The 14,471-nt window shown below is 51.3% G+C and carries 15 protein-coding genes and 3 pseudogenes; 16 read left to right on the top strand and 2 right to left on the bottom strand.

Annotation, left to right across the window (positions count from 1 at the left end; translation table 11 throughout):
• Window positions 1-2 precede the first annotated feature (2 nt).
• The 7 genes and pseudogenes from GPK94_RS12060 (at window position 3) to GPK94_RS16135 (ending at window position 3,850) form a co-directional block, all read left to right on the top strand.
• Window positions 3-365 (top strand): hypothetical protein, encoded by a 363-nt coding sequence (locus GPK94_RS12060; RefSeq protein WP_015527912.1) that lies wholly within the window; start codon window positions 3-5, stop codon window positions 363-365.
• The gene (locus GPK94_RS12055; protein WP_015527911.1) at window positions 358-669 is read left to right on the top strand and encodes a DUF5720 family protein; all 312 of its coding nucleotides are present in this window, start codon (window positions 358-360) and stop codon (window positions 667-669) included. The genes GPK94_RS12060 and GPK94_RS12055 overlap by 8 nt, the downstream gene beginning before the upstream one ends.
• Window positions 670-770: 101 nt before the next feature.
• Window positions 771-1,271, top strand: a complete 501-nt coding sequence (locus tag GPK94_RS12050) for a PcfB family protein (protein ID WP_015527910.1) — start codon at window positions 771-773, stop codon at window positions 1,269-1,271.
• Window positions 1,268-2,863: pseudogene (locus GPK94_RS12045) on the top strand (type IV secretory system conjugative DNA transfer family protein); the annotation flags it as partial. The gene GPK94_RS12050 and the pseudogene GPK94_RS12045, both read left to right, overlap by 4 nt.
• Window positions 2,864-2,960: 97 nt before the next feature.
• Window positions 2,961-3,338, top strand: a complete 378-nt coding sequence (locus tag GPK94_RS12040) for a TnpV protein (RefSeq protein WP_055219871.1) — start codon at window positions 2,961-2,963, stop codon at window positions 3,336-3,338.
• Window positions 3,339-3,352: 14 nt separating this feature from the next.
• On the top strand, window positions 3,353-3,535 hold the full coding sequence (locus GPK94_RS12035) for a hypothetical protein (RefSeq protein WP_055219873.1): 183 nt from the start codon (window positions 3,353-3,355) through the stop codon (window positions 3,533-3,535).
• A gap of 12 nt (window positions 3,536-3,547) precedes the next feature.
• The gene (locus GPK94_RS16135) at window positions 3,548-3,850 is read left to right on the top strand and encodes a hypothetical protein (protein WP_055219875.1); all 303 of its coding nucleotides are present in this window, start codon (window positions 3,548-3,550) and stop codon (window positions 3,848-3,850) included.
• An 80-nt stretch (window positions 3,851-3,930) separates the two neighbouring features.
• Here GPK94_RS16135 and GPK94_RS12025 read toward each other — a convergent pair whose 3' ends face one another.
• On the bottom strand, window positions 3,931-4,779 hold the full coding sequence (locus tag GPK94_RS12025) for a helix-turn-helix transcriptional regulator (protein WP_055266762.1): 849 nt from the start codon (window positions 4,777-4,779) through the stop codon (window positions 3,931-3,933).
• Window positions 4,780-5,140: 361 nt separating this feature from the next.
• On the opposite strand from GPK94_RS12025, the gene GPK94_RS12020 reads away from it, so the two are divergent.
• The 7 genes from GPK94_RS12020 (at window position 5,141) to GPK94_RS11990 (ending at window position 11,609) form a co-directional block, all read left to right on the top strand.
• On the top strand, window positions 5,141-5,434 hold the full coding sequence (locus GPK94_RS12020; RefSeq protein ID WP_055222221.1) for a hypothetical protein: 294 nt from the start codon (window positions 5,141-5,143) through the stop codon (window positions 5,432-5,434).
• Entirely contained in the window at window positions 5,418-5,723 is a 306-nt protein-coding gene (locus GPK94_RS12015; protein WP_055222220.1) for a hypothetical protein, read from the top strand. The genes GPK94_RS12020 and GPK94_RS12015 overlap by 17 nt, the downstream gene beginning before the upstream one ends.
• Window positions 5,724-6,197: 474 nt before the next feature.
• Entirely contained in the window at window positions 6,198-7,442 is a 1,245-nt protein-coding gene (locus GPK94_RS12010) for a serine/arginine repetitive matrix protein 2 (protein ID WP_117760454.1), read from the top strand.
• The gene (locus tag GPK94_RS12005) at window positions 7,439-8,143 is read left to right on the top strand and encodes a CHC2 zinc finger domain-containing protein (protein ID WP_055266766.1); all 705 of its coding nucleotides are present in this window, start codon (window positions 7,439-7,441) and stop codon (window positions 8,141-8,143) included. Before GPK94_RS12010 ends, GPK94_RS12005 begins: the two co-directional genes overlap by 4 nt.
• Window positions 8,103-9,461: a virulence-associated E family protein gene (locus GPK94_RS12000; RefSeq protein ID WP_055221981.1), complete on the top strand. Its 1,359-nt coding sequence runs from the start codon at window positions 8,103-8,105 to the stop codon at window positions 9,459-9,461. Before GPK94_RS12005 ends, GPK94_RS12000 begins: the two co-directional genes overlap by 41 nt.
• Window positions 9,462-9,728: 267 nt before the next feature.
• Window positions 9,729-9,896 (top strand): hypothetical protein, encoded by a 168-nt coding sequence (locus GPK94_RS11995; protein ID WP_171027916.1) that lies wholly within the window; start codon window positions 9,729-9,731, stop codon window positions 9,894-9,896.
• Window positions 9,897-9,968: 72 nt separating this feature from the next.
• On the top strand, window positions 9,969-11,609 hold the full coding sequence (locus GPK94_RS11990; RefSeq protein ID WP_055221983.1) for a recombinase family protein: 1,641 nt from the start codon (window positions 9,969-9,971) through the stop codon (window positions 11,607-11,609).
• 198 nt (window positions 11,610-11,807) lie between these two features.
• Here the strand turns inward: GPK94_RS11990 and GPK94_RS11985 are convergent, their stop codons facing one another.
• A complete protein-coding gene (locus tag GPK94_RS11985; protein WP_055221986.1) occupies window positions 11,808-12,830 on the bottom strand; it encodes a hypothetical protein in 1,023 nt (340 codons plus the stop codon).
• 959 nt (window positions 12,831-13,789) lie between these two features.
• Between GPK94_RS11985 and GPK94_RS11980 the strand changes: the two are divergent.
• Both GPK94_RS11980 and GPK94_RS11975 read left to right on the top strand, forming a co-directional pair.
• Window positions 13,790-14,035, top strand: a pseudogene (locus tag GPK94_RS11980) (hypothetical protein); the annotation flags it as partial.
• A 218-nt stretch (window positions 14,036-14,253) separates the two neighbouring features.
• Window positions 14,254-14,406, top strand: a pseudogene (locus tag GPK94_RS11975) (Maff2 family protein); the annotation flags it as partial.
• Window positions 14,407-14,471 lie beyond the last annotated feature (65 nt).

The following is a 14,471-nucleotide window of genomic DNA, read 5'->3' as shown; positions in this document are numbered from 1 at the left end:
CCATGAAACGACCTCTTGCCTACATTACGGCTCCCTGGAGCAACAGCCAGTATGAGAACGCCGAGAGCGCTGCGGCCTACTGTCGTCAGGTGTACGACGCCGGGTATTCGCCCATCTGCCCGGTGCTGTTCCTGCCTACCTTCCTCAAGGACGAGATTCCCCAGGAACACAAGGACGGGCTGGATATGGCGCGGGACTACCTGCGCCGGTCCCATGTGCTGGTGGTCTGCGGCCACGGCATCGACGAGACCGTGAAGAATGACATTGCCACCGCCGAGCGCCTGCGGATCACCGCCACCACCCTGGACGGTATCCTGACCGTGAAGGGCCAGGGACGCGGGAAAGGAGGCGCACGCCATGCCTGAGCGTAAGACCGTGGGCCAGCTGATGGAGGAAATGCGCCTCAAAGCCGGGGCGCAGAACTACCACGGCCATGAGTACATGGATTTGGAGCGGTTTGCCGATGACACCCGGCACATGATTATCTTCGATGTGCTGACCGACGATTCCCCGGTGGGCTGGAAAGGTGAACGGACCCGCCTATTTCTGACGGAGGCCGGATACCAGAAAAGCCTGGAGAACCAGGAAAAGGGCCACATCAAGATTCTCAGCCATGCCAAAGTGCGCCAGGGCCATCTGTACTATGACCGCTCCGACCAGCTGCGCTGAAAGGAGCCTGCCATGCTGAAATACCTGCTGCGGCGGTTGGTGGTCCCGCCTTAGTATCAAGTGCCACCCCTGCAAAATCCGTGGAAAGGAGGCGATGACCTATGCAGGAGGAAGTGGAAAACAGGACTTTGACGCTGGTAGTCAGCGGAACAAAGTTTACCGGGCGGTTGATGAAAGCCGCCATCACCAAGTACCTTGCCCACCGCAAGGAAAAGAAGCTGCAAAAGCAGAAAAGCCGGGATACCCCCGTGATTCCCCACGGCAAGCAGACGGTGAAGCAGCTGATCGGCCAGAATCAGGGCGTTTCCAACATCGAGATCACCGACCCCTCCATCAAGGAGTTTGAGAAGATCGCCCGGAAATACGGCGTGGACTATGCGGTGAAGAAGGACCGCAGCAGCTCCCCACCCAAGTACCTGATCTTTTTCAAAGGTCGTGATGCGGATGCGCTGACAGCAGCCTTTACCGAGTACACCGGCAAAAAGGTCAAAAAAGCAGAGAAAACAGAGCGTCCGTCTGTGCTGGCAAAGCTGAACCAGTTCAAAGAGCTGGTCAAAAATGCCGTGGTGGACCGCACCAAGCGAAAGGAGCTGGAACGATGAAAAAGCAGCTTGACATCAAAAAGCTCCTGATTTTGAACCTGCCGTATCTCCTGATGGGCTTGTTTGCCACCAACTTCGGGGAGGCATGGCGCATGGTGCAGGGCGCGGACGCTTCCCAAAAGGCGCTCTCCCTGATTTCTGTCTTGCCGGTGGCGCTGGCAAGCTGGTGGCCCAGCCTGCACCCGCTGGATTTACTGGTGGGCCTGTGCTGTGGCGCTGGTCTGCGGCTGGCGGTGTATCTGAAAAGCAAAAATGCAAAGAAATACCGCCACGGCATGGAGTATGGTTCTGCCCGATGGGGAACCCACGAGGACATTGCCCCTTATGTGGACCCGGTATTCCAGAACAATGTGATTCTGACGAAAACCGAGAGCCTGACCATGAACAGCCGCCCGAAAGACCCCAAGACTGCCAGAAACAAAAATGTGCTGGTCATCGGCGGCTCCGGTTCCGGTAAGACCCGATTCTGGCTGAAACCCAACCTGATGCAGATGCACAGTTCCTATGTTGTGACGGACCCGAAAGGAACAATTCTTGTGGAGTGCGGAAAAATGCTCCAGCGGGGCGCACCCAAGCTGGGGAAAGACGGAAAGCCTATGAAGGATAAGCACGGCAAGGTCATTAATGAGCCGTACCGAATCAAGGTCCTAAATACCATCAACTTCAAGAAGTCCATGCACTATAACCCTTTCGCCTATATCCATAGCGAAAAGGACATCTTGAAGCTGGTAACAACGCTGATCGCTAATACCAAAGGCGAAGGCAAGGCCGGAGACGATTTCTGGGTAAAAGCAGAAACCTTGTTGTACTGCGCGCTTATTGGCTATATCCATTATGAGGCTCCGGTGGAGGAACAAAACTTCTCCACCCTCATTGAGTTCATCAACGCCATGGAGGTCCGGGAGGATGACGAGGAGTTCAAAAACCCCGTGGACCTGATGTTTGATGCACTGGAAGCCGAGAAGCCAAATCACTTTGCGGTGCGCCAGTATAAGAAATATAAGCTGGCCGCCGGAAAAACAGCCAAATCGATTTTGATTTCCTGCGGCGCTCGCCTTGCCGTGTTCGACATTGCAGAGTTGCGTGAGGTCACGGCTTATGATGAGCTGGAGCTGGACACTCTGGGAGACAGGAAAACTGCCCTGTTCCTCATCATGAGTGATACGGACGATAGCTTTAACTTCCTGATCTCCATGTGTTATACCCAGCTTTTCAATCTACTCTGCGAAAAAGCGGACGATGTGTATGGCGGCAGGCTTCCGGTTCATGTGCGCTGTTTGATTGATGAGTGTGCTAACATCGGGCAGATTCCGAAGCTGGAAAAGCTGGTGGCCACCATCCGAAGCCGTGAAATCTCTGCCTGTCTGGTGTTGCAGGCACAGAGCCAGCTCAAGGCAATTTACAAAGATAATGCCGATACCATCATCGGCAATATGGATACTTCCATCTTCCTGGGGGGCAAAGAGCCAACAACGCTGAAAGAGCTGGCGGCTGTTCTGGGAAAGGAGACCATAGACACTTACAACACCGGAGAGAGCCGGGGACGGGAGACCTCCCACTCGCTCAACTATCAGAAATTGGGAAAAGATATGCCATACTTGTTCGTGAAGAGTTCAGTTGCCTTGAATTTATCATGAACAGGGACACGATCAACTGGATTCTGAAATAACTGAATACAGGAGGTCGAACATGGAGCATTTACCAAAGAAAATCCATCAAAACGGAATCAGCTACACGCTGGTGGGAGACTACTACATCCCCGATCTGGAGCTACCGGAGGAAAGCCGCCCCATTGGGCGGTGGGGCCGGATGCACAAAGCGTTTCTGCAAGAACACCGGCCCGGCCAGTACAATGCCCTGCTTCTGTCGGGAAAACTCTGGACATATCTTGCTGACCTGAACGAACAGGCCGCTGACCGGCTGGCGTGTATCGTCTCGCAGATGCAGGAGGCGGAGGGTGTCACCGAGGAACTGAAAGCCCGTGACCAGCTTGCGTGGGTCGGGGGCATGAACAGCATTCGCAGCCGAGCAGAGGAAATCATCCTCTCTGAGATGATTTTTGTTTAAGGAGGTGCCTGTCTATGAGATACCGTATCGAATACGCCGATGGGCGTTATTGTAACTTTGCCAACGGCAGGGCTGAGCTGCTGAAATGGCTGAAACTGCTGAAGCAAGAGGAAATCTCCGACATCCGCAAAGTATATAAAAGCGGTGTGTCAGATTCCGTCCTGGAAACATACCGGAATTATATCCGCCCAGCATAAGGAGGGGCGCTTATGGGTACAGATATAGAAAAATTGGTTGATTTGATGATTCAGGAGCGGATGCAGAGCCAGTTTGCTAAGTGGCGGGAGGCAGAAACCGGCACGGAGAAAAAAGAGGACTGCCTTCGCTTGGAAAACGAGTATGAAAAAGCAATCAGCGCATTGTCTGAGGAACAGAAGGACGCTGTAAGACACTACTGTGATTCTATTTTCGATTCTGGTGCAGAAAGCGAGTGCTTCTTTTACCGGCTGGGCCTCAAAGATGGCATCCGTCTCTGGAAGTTTATGAAAAAGCTGATGAAAACGGTCAGCTAACGGATGTATAACCACATATTTTATTCCGCCCACAAACGGGTCGAAAGCCGTCCAACGGTACAGATTGGGCGGCTTTCCTGTTATCTGCGTTTCTTCCGCTTGGGCGCATAGTACGGCTGCGGCTTGGCCTTTCCTCTCATGTTGTTGGGATTTTTGAGCATTTTGGACAGGCTCAGTATCCGCAAAAATGCAGAGAAGTCCTCTGAGGAAATCTTCTCGAAGGGTATCTGCATTCTGTCGCAAAATTCGTGGATTACCACTTCCTCTTGGCTGCCCTGTTCGAGCGCCTGTTCAAACTTTTCCTTGACGTCATCCAGCGTGGGCTGCGGGTCGGCGGTGGTCTTGTCCTTGCGGTGTGCTTCCCGGATGTCCCGGACGATGCTGTCCAGATCATCGTGCATGACATGGCTGTAAAAATCGCTTTCCTGCACCTGCCCCAGTTCCAGCGTCCGCATATAGAGGTCATCTTCTCCGGGCGCATACTTGCTCATGACGGTCTGCCGGGTGGCCTCCAACACCAGATTCATCTGCTCCACCCGCATATTGGCGATCTGGTCGATGCAGATTTCCATATCTATCATCAGCCGCCGGAAATTCGGGTGGGCAGCCAGTTCGCAGAGAAGCCGGTTGTTGATTTTGCCGCTGCTCAAAAGTTCCACCATATCATCACTCAGATGCAGAGATTGAAGTTCTGTGTTTGGGTGATTTTTATTTTCCGTCAGCCCCATCAGATAGTCGGTGGACACGCCGTAAAAGTCCGCCAGCGTTGCAATCGCAAACGGGCTGATGTCCTTGTAGTCATCGGTTTCGTATTTTCCCAGCGCGGATTTAGACAGGCCGGTCTGCTCCGCCAGTTGTTCCAGCGTCAGGTGCTTGTCCACCACCCGCAGGTCTTTGAGCCGCTCCGGGATTGTCAGCTTTGCGTACATCCAAAGCCCCCTCTCTCGTTATCTTTTTCAGTGATTACACCCATTATAGCACGATTCCATAAGCGTGGAAATATGCGGATTTCGAGCGTTTTTCCGACGTTTTGGATATACGGGAAAGGGCCTCTTTTTTCGGTAAACTGGTTCTTGCAGACAGGCACAGAACCTTGAAAATCGAATGACCGGCTGCAAGGGGTATGGCCTCCGGGGAAGTGACGCCAGGACAGAAATCGAGCACACCAAAGAGGCCGATACGCCGGGAGAAATTCCGGGCAGGAGCGGCTTGCAGGCAGACCGGCGGACAGGAAACAAGTTTATCATGCGGGGCGCATGGCTCCGCAGCAAAGAAATGGAGGAAATCATTATGACACTGAGTATGAAAGAAAAGAAGATTCTCTACGCTTACGGCTGTCTCAGCCACCACAATACGGTGACACGGCTGAAATGGCTGACGGCTCTGACGGTTGACCCGGAGGCCAAACGCCGGATGCTGGGGCTGGCCCGGAAGGTGGAGACGGAGATGAACGAAAGCTGGTACGAGGATTTTTATCACCATCTGCGCATGGAGATGGACGAGTACCGCCGTCTCAAGCGCAACCTGCGTGTGCTGAAATCTTACACCGATTATGAGGAGGATCTGTATGAAGAAGCTGTCTAAGTATGAGAAAGAAACCATCATCAACTGGAACGAGGCGGAGAACCTTGCCAGCGTCTACACCTTCAACGCCAGCTTGAAGCGCAGGCTGGCTGATTTCAGCCGGAAGTACCCACTGTTGTGCCGGTTGGAGCGCAGCACGCCGGAGGGCAGCGTGACCTATGTGCTGGACAAGTCCCGGCTGTCGATCCGGCTGGTGCCTCCGTACAGCGAAGAACGGAAAGCCGCCGCAAGGGAGTACGCAAAGGAGCATGGCTTTCAGGTGGTGGTAACGGAAGAAAAAATCGCCTAAAATCGGGGTGTTTACGGGAAAAATGACGGGTCTGCACCCGATGTTTTGACCGGCAATCCCCGCAGGCGTATTCCGTATCCACTCCCCGCCTATGGGCGCAAATGTGTGGATACGGAGCCGGTGAAACTGGCAAACACCGTTCCTGCGGTGGAAGCCAGCTTCGCCGGTGCGGAAGTACAGAGGGCGGCCAGCCCTTTGTGGCGGGGTGCAGGGGCGGCAGCGCACTGCTGGGGTCAAGGGGCAACGCCCATTGGCAGGTTAAGGGCGGCAGCCATTATCGGGTCAAGGACGAAGTGCCTTGGCAGGTTGAGGGCAGCCGCCCCATCGGGTCAAGGGTGAAACGCCTTGCCCAGGGAAAGTTGATGCCTGCGTCAACTTGTATTGGGTATTACCTGACGCAAAATTCGCAGGATTTGCGGCTTCGCCGCCCCTTCCCCGGCCCCAGAACATCTTCGCAGGAAGGAGGAAATCTGTTTGAAACTGACACGACACAATGGACGCTCCGGCAAGCATGGCACCTATAATCCCCGCCACAATGACCGCCGGTTCGATGTGGAGAACAGCGAACACATTGACGCAGAACGGGCAAGGCAAAATGTCTACTGGGACTGCTACCGGGGCTTTACCACCCATGAGTTCCGGGAGAACCCGGAGCAGCCGGATTTCAGCTTTGAGGAAATCGAGCGGATGTATTACTACGAGCATTACGGCGGCTATGTGGAAGCTCAGAACGCCCGGAATGAGAAAACCCGGCACACCGAGCGCAACCGCACTGTGGAGGACTTGCTGAAAAACAACAAGACCTGCCCGGAGGAAAGTATCTACCAGATCGGCACGATGGGAGAATCCGTCTCGCCGGATACGCTCTTTTCCATCGTCAATGAGTTTTATCAGGAATTTGAGCGCCGCTTCGGTTCCCATATCCACATCCTGGACTGGGCGCTCCATCTGGACGAGGGGACGCCCCACATCCATGAGCGGCACGTCTTTGACTGTGAGAACCGCTATGGGGAACTGTGCCCCCAGCAGGAAAAGGCGCTGGAAGAACTTGGCATCCCTCTCCCCAACCCGGAGAAGCCCAAAGGCCGGAACAACAACCGCAAGCAGACCTTTGATGCGGTCTGCCGGACGATCCTGTTTGACATCGCCAGACGGCATGGGCTGCATCTGGATCAGGAGCCGTCCTACGGCGGGCGGGACTATCTGGAAAAACAGGATTATATCCTGATGAAGCAGAAGGAGCAGCTTGCGGCGCAGGAGCAGAAGCTGGAAGAACTGACGCTCAAAATCGAGGACGTGGAGACGCTGTTAGATGATGTTTCCGATGCGGCCTATGACAAGGCGGTGGAGGTGGTGACCGATACCGTCCGGCAGGAGACACACAAGGAAGATATTCGTCTGGTGGAAGAATCGAAAAAATGGGTGCTTTCGCCGGAGCGCAAGGCCCCGAAGAAGGAGCGTGACTACGCTGCCGCCCGTCTGGATGGAGTGATTACCAAAATCAAACGGGTCATGCAGAACGCCCTGGCAAAAATCCAGAAAACTCTCATGCAGCCGGAGGTCAAGAAGGCCGGTAAGGAGCAGATTAAGGAGAAGGCCAGAGAATCCATCCGGGAGAAGCTGGCGAAAGGCAGGCTGAACGCTGACCGAGATAACCGGGAACGCTGGGAACGTGAGGGGCGGATTGCTCCGAAAAAGAAACACGATATGGAGTTATGAGGCACCTGATTTTCTGCGGAAACGGGTGCTTTTTTCTCTGCCTGGAGGTGAGAAAATCGAATATATTTGAAGCGGTGAAGGAGTCTGTCACCACAAGGCAGGCTGCGGAATATTACGGGGTGCAGGTTGGCAGGAATGGCATGGCCTGCTGTCCCTTCCATGATGACAAACATCCCAGTATGAAGATTGACCATCGGTTCCACTGCTTTGGCTGTCAGGCAGATGGGGATGTGATTGATTTTACCGCCCGTCTGTTTAGTCTGAGCAGTAAGGAGGCGGCGCTGAAGCTGGCGGAGGATTTCTCTGTCCACTATGACGCCAAAGGCCATGACCCGCCCCGCAGGAGGCCGGTCAAGCGAAAAATCAGCGAGGAACTGCGTTACCGGCAGGCGGAGCAGAAATGTTTCCGGGTGCTGTGCAATTACCTGCATCTGCTGGAACGCTGGGAGAAGGAATACGCCCCGCAGACGCCGGATGAAGCGTGGAATCCGCTGTTCGTGGAGGCCCTGCAAAAGAAACCGTACACGGAATATCTGCTGGATATTCTCTTGTCCGGCAGCATGGAGGAACGTGCTTCCGTGGTCGCTGAGTATGGAAAAGAGGTGAGGAAGATTGAGCAGCGAATATCAGAGTTTACCGCTAGCCACCCGGCAGGCCGCCATGAGCGCAGCCGAAGCCTTAGCGCCGGAGCGGAGCGTTGATGAGGTGCGGGAAAGCCTGTCCGTCACCGAGAAGGGCCAGCCCGCCAACACCATCGGCAACTGCCGGACGGTGTTCTGCCATGACCCTCTCCTGCGTGGGGCGATCCGCCTGAACCTTTTGACTGACCGGGTGGACATTGTACAGGATTTAGGCTGGCGCAGGAATACCAGTGCCCTGACGGATACGGACGTGAAATATCTGCTTCTCTATTTTGAGCAGACCTATGGCCTGACCAGTGAGAAAAAGATGACGGCGGCGCTCTCCATCGTGGCGAATGAGAACTGCTACCATCCCATACAGGACGTGCTAAACGGCCTTGTCTGGGACGGGACGCCCCGCATCCGCTCCTGTCTCCATCATTTCTTAGGTGCGGACGAGAGCGACTATGTGGAGGAAATGCTGAAACACTTTTTGCTGGGGGCTATCCGGCGGGTATTCCGCCCCGGCTCCAAATATGAGGAAATGCTCTGTCTGGTGGGCGGTCAGGGGGCTGGCAAGTCCAGCTTCTTCCGCTTGCTGGCGATCCGGGACGAGTGGTTCAGTGACGACCTGAAAAAACTGGACGATGACAGGGTGTATCTGAAGCTGCAAGGACACTGGATTATCGAAATGTCGGAGATGCTGGCTACCAGCAGCGCCAAAAGCATTGAAGAAATCCGCTCCTTTATCAGCCGCCAGAAGGAAACCTACCGGACGCCCTACGAGGCCCAGCCCAAAGACCGGCTGCGGCAGTGTGTGTTCGGCGGTTCGTCCAACACACTGGACTTCCTGCCCCTTGACCGGGCCGGAAATCGGCGCTTTTTGCCGATCATGATTTACCCGGAGAATGCAGAGGTTCACATTTTGGAGGACGAGGACGCCTCCAGAGCCTATCTTTTACAGGTCTGGGCGGAGGCCATGACGATTTACCGCAGCGGCCACTACTCTATGAAGTTCAGCAAGTCCATCCAGCGCCAGCTGGTGGAGGTGCAGAAGGATTTCATGCCGGAGGACACCGAGGCCGGACAGATACAGGGCTTTCTGGAACACTACACCGGCAGCATGGTCTGCTCCAAACAGCTGTTCAAGGAGGCGCTGGGCCACACCTACGATGAGCCGAAGCGGTGGCAGCTGCACAATATCAACGAGATCATGAACACGGTGGTGACGGGCTGGAAACCATTCTCCAATCCCCGGATGTTCACCGGATATGGCAGGCAGAGGGGCTGGGAACGGGACGTTTCCGGCAACGAACTGCCCGGCAACGAAGATGGATTTGTGGAGCTGACCGAGGAAGAATGCTGCCAGCTGGAACTGCCGAAGGAGTGGATCGCATAAAATTAGCGGTCTGTTGCCGGGATGGTTGCCACTTGGTTGCCGGGTTTGTTGCCGGGGATTCTCCGGTCTGGATACGGAAAAAGCCTGTAAATAAGGTATTTTCTAATATCTATCTCTATCTCCGGCAACGAAAACAACGAGATTTTTCAAGAAAATTGATAAAGTAAGATTTGCAGGTCAGACGGTAGTTTACAGGTTTTCAGAGGTTCGTTGCCGGACTTCGTTGCCAGTGCTGCCGTCTGGCCTGCTACTCTATGGAGGTAGCCTATGGAAAAAAGCAAACAGCAGAAAAATAAAGTCCGTTTTGTGGTGGTGCGGGAGTTCTCCGGGGAGAAGTCCATGCGGGAAGCCTTTGAGCAGCTGATTGAGCGTCAGACCTGCGAACACTTCGAGGAATGGCGTCAGCAGCGGGAAATGGCCGAAAACGCTGCGTAAAAACGGTTGATTCAGGGGCAGGGACATGGTACTATAATGGTATCGTGTCCCTGTTCATAGAAGGAGAACGCTATGAGCAGGAAAAAACAAGTCTATGAGAAAATCACCGCTCTCTACTGCCGCATCTCTCTGGATGACGGCGGCGACAACGAGAGTATGAGCATCAGCAACCAGAAAATCATGCTTCGGGACTTTGCTGAAAAGCATGGAATGTTCCAGTATGAATATTATGTGGATGACGGCTATACGGGCCGCAATTTCAACCGCCCTGCCTTCCAGCGCATGATCGCTGACATTGAGGCGGGGAAGATCGGCTGCGTCATCACCAAAGACCTATCCAGGCTTGGTAGGAACTATATTGAAGCTGGCAGCTATATCGAAATCTTTTTCCCCAAACACAATGTACGCTATATCGCCATCACGGACGGCGTGGACAGCCTGACCCGTCAGGAGATGGACATTACGCCCTTTAAGAATATCCTGAACGATATGTACAGCCGGGATATTTCTAAAAAGGTGCTGGCAGGCATCACCACCCGCTCCCGGCAGGGGAAGTTCTGCGGAGGGACGCCGCCCTTCGGCCTGATGCGTGACCCGGAGGACAAGGGGCATCTCATCATTGACCCTGAGACAGCGCCAATCATCCGCAAAATCTATGACTATGCCCTTGACGGGCTGGGCTGCATGAGGATTTCCAAACGTCTGATGGAAGAAAAAATCCCAATCACCCATGTCAAAGCCAACACGGAGTTTGACGCCAACTATTATTTCTGGGGCGGAGCCAGAATCAGTCACATCCTGAGAAATCCATTCTATAAGGGCGCACATTTGGTCTTTCGGACGCATCAGAAAGGCATCCGCTCCAACACCTATGACATTATTCCCCGTGACCAGTGGGAAGTGATCGAGGGCTGCCATGAGGCCATTGTGACGCCGGAGGAATGGGAACAGGTGCAGGAACTCATTGACCGCAGGCCGACCATTCAGGGGAATTCCTGCCCCTTTTATAATCTGTTCCACGGTCTGGTCTACTGCGCCACCTGCGGGAAGTCCATGCAGGTGCGGTATGAGAAAGTGGGCCGAACCGGGAAGAACCGCTTCACCGGCGAAATGCGGGAGCCGATTGACAAGGCGTACTATATCTGCCAGACCTACAACCGCATGGGCTGCAAGGTCTGTTCCAGCCACAAGATCGAGGCCAGGGATTTATACAATCTGGTGCTGAAAGACATTCAGGAACTGGCGGCGCAGGCTATGAAGGATGCCGATGCGTTCTACCAGCGGCTCAGCCGCCGGATGGAGCACCGGTATCTGGTGGACGCCTCCCAGACAGAAAAGGAACGCCTGCGGCTGGAAGCCCGAAATCAGGAAATTGACGGGATGTTCCTGAGCCTGTACACCGATAAGGCCAAAGGCATCCTGACCGAGCAGCGGTTTGTGAAGCTGACGGCGGCGCTGGAACAGGAGCAGGAATCCAACCAGAAACGCCTGCATGACCTGGCAATGATGCAAGGTCGTGCCGATGCGCAAGAAAGCGAAGTCCGCACTTTTATCAAGGAAATCCGGCGCTATGCCGCCATCGAGGAACTGGACGAGGCGGTGCTGAACCGGCTCATTAGCCGGATTCTGATTGGAGAAATCAAGAAGATTGATGGTCAGAGGACACAGGAGGTTAAGATTATTTACAATTTTGTTGGGGAAATGTCAAGGTAGAATTTAGACGCTAAATACTTTTAATTTATATCAAAAGTGATACAACAATTTTCTTTTAATGCTATCAGGCAATAAAGTTATTCCTTTGGCCAGAGTAAAAGGGATAACTTTATTTTGCTAAAGCATACTAAAAAGGGCGCGTTGCAGAAAATTATCCGCAACACGCCCTCTTCTATAAGTCCTTATGTCAAAATCAAATTATTGGTAATCTTGAATATTGGGATAAGCGGCACCGTTATTATGCGCGTAAGCTGCTTCAAAGTAGTCGAGGCTTTCAAAAGTAATGCCCTGATAGTTTCCGACATTCAACACATCAAAAGTTAGATTCAGAACATCACCAGCGGAATATTGGTCAAGAAGATTTCCTGCAAATTTCCATCCTATGTTTTCCTCATAAGTATCCTCGGTAAAATAAAATGTAGTCGCATCCTCAGTCGCATCATAACTAATGTCAATAATTATATCAGAGAAATGAACTTGATCTCCAGCATTAAAGTCTTTGAGATAATCTACAGTTTTTCCATCAGCAGGATTAATAAATTGAGCATTAAGTTGTGTCATATCAACAACCTCTGGAGGAAGAGAATTAAGTCTGTAAGATTCTGCAACAGAGAATTGATAAACTCTGTTATTATCCCCAAAGTAAAATCCATCTTCCGTCATAGGAACACTTGAACGAGCATTGGCATTGTAATAATGGGCATAATACAACTGCCATTTGTATGTCTCAGTTGAAACAAACTGTGCTTTCCATGTACCAGAACTGTCTCCTGCTTTCTTTGTATAAAACATATACTGATTTGTACCAGTAGTTGCTTGACTTACCGTATCACCAGAGGCATCTGACAAGATGAGTGCAATCTGTGTAAAAATATCGACAAAGATAATCCTATGTCCATGCATACGGATAGAACCAACGCTGTTATCTACTTCTGGACGAAAATAAACCTCAGGCCCCATATCACCCGTGTTATATTCTATGCTAGGTGAAACAAGATAGGCCCAACTACTATCCTTTTCACTCTGTCCATCGAGATCGATAAGCTTTTCCACATAATCTGAAAGGATAATCCAGCCAATCTTCCACCAATTCACTTTGCTTGCTTCAGCAGAAGAACTGATATTCTCGTTGTCGGCATAAGCAAAAGTAGTGTTAGAAAAACTTATGCACATAACCAAGGAAAGAGTAAGTGCAACAATCTTACGTGTTAGCTTTTTCATTAAAAGCCCCCCTTCTCTTATAAAACCAAAACAATAATGCAAATGATGGATGCAATAAAAAAGAATACTCCAGCAACCCGCATCAAACCAAGATATAAATCTGTAGGTTCACCGCCTTTTACAGAAAAGAAGTGTTCAATTTTCCATAAAAGTTCCGGCTTAAAAATCATAAAAAAACTTAATAGAAGCAAAAGGATAAGCCATATGTTATCTATGTATAACACTTCCTTTCTGCTAATACTGAAAATTCAAATAAAAAAGCGCATAAGTAGACAAATAATCATGCCTAACTTATGCGCAAATAGAAACAATTTTAATTCTAAGCCTCCAAAGCTGGCAGCGTCGGTAAAAATGCTCCATTATTAAGTTAGGCAACTTAACCTTAAAACAAATCATCGGTCTTACCTCCCAACAATATAAATTTCGACTTTTCACTTTTATTTTATCACCTAAAGCAGAACTTGTCAATGAATTTGTCTAAAATAAGTCGATTTTCTTTTTTGATTATGTGCATTTTTAACTAATAGAAAGAAAGTTGTATTGAGGGCGATTGGTGTTCCTTATTCCATATGTCGGAACTGTATGAAGTGAAAATAGTTTATCCGTTGAAGAGTCACTCCACAGGTTATGCTTGATTCTTTCAAAGTTATGTTTCTATAATATGCATCCGTACTGTCATATTATAATTCACATTATTGGATAATATAAATTGACAAGTATAAGATAAACAGACAAGGAGTCGCTGCCACCCGTAAAACGGGTGGCTCGGGACGCAGGCTTTAAGCCCACTCTACTTGGCCGCGCCTCAAGGCGCTAGCTTTCTCTTTTAGGCTATACTAAAGTTTTTATTTCCCTGGTACAACCGGGGATTTTTTTGCTTCAAGCCGCCAATTAGAACGGCAGCCACAAAGATTTTTCTTTGCGGCTGCCGTTTTCTTGAATTCATCACTTGACAATGTGGCAAAGAGCTGATGAGCCAGGACGAGCTGGCAGTTATGGATGGCGGCAAGTGCATCTTGCAGTTACGCGGTGTGCGTCCTTTCCTTTCGGATAAGTACGACATCACCAAGCACCCCAATTTCAAGTACACTGCCGACGCGGATGATAAGAACGCTTTTGACATTGAAGCATTCTTGTCTGCAAGGCTGAAACTCAAGCTCAATGAGGTCTGCGATGTATATGAAGTAGACACAAAGGGCGCTTAATTTCGTTCCGCTTTAGAAGGGAGTGATCTTATCTATTCGCCGCACCTGCCCTCTATGGGCCATTGGCGTACAAAGCGGACAATCGCAAGAAAAATAATGAAAAAGGAGGACAGCCGGAATCATGCCCCCGGAAACCGGGCGGCAGATTGTTCCGGCTTTTGTATGCCTATGAAACATGACAAACCTATTTTTTAATCAGATTCCGGCTAACAAACTATATGGCATTTTTTGAACAGGCAATCACCGTTCTTCAGACCCTCGTTATCGCGCTCGGTGCCGGTCTCGGTATCTGGGGCGTTATCAACCTGCTGGAAGGTTACGGCAACGACAACCCCGGCGCAAAGAGCCAGGGCATGAAGCAGTTCATGGCTAATTAAAGGGAACAAAAAGAAAGGAAAAACCAATCCAGACGGTATCAGCGGCAGGCTACAAGAAT

Source organism: Pseudoflavonifractor sp. MCC625 (genome assembly GCF_018784545.1).
GTDB lineage: Bacteria > Bacillota > Clostridia > Oscillospirales > Oscillospiraceae > Pseudoflavonifractor_A > Pseudoflavonifractor_A gallinarum.
Note: the sequence above shows the minus strand (reverse complement) of the source record. Positions and strands in the feature narration are given on the sequence as shown.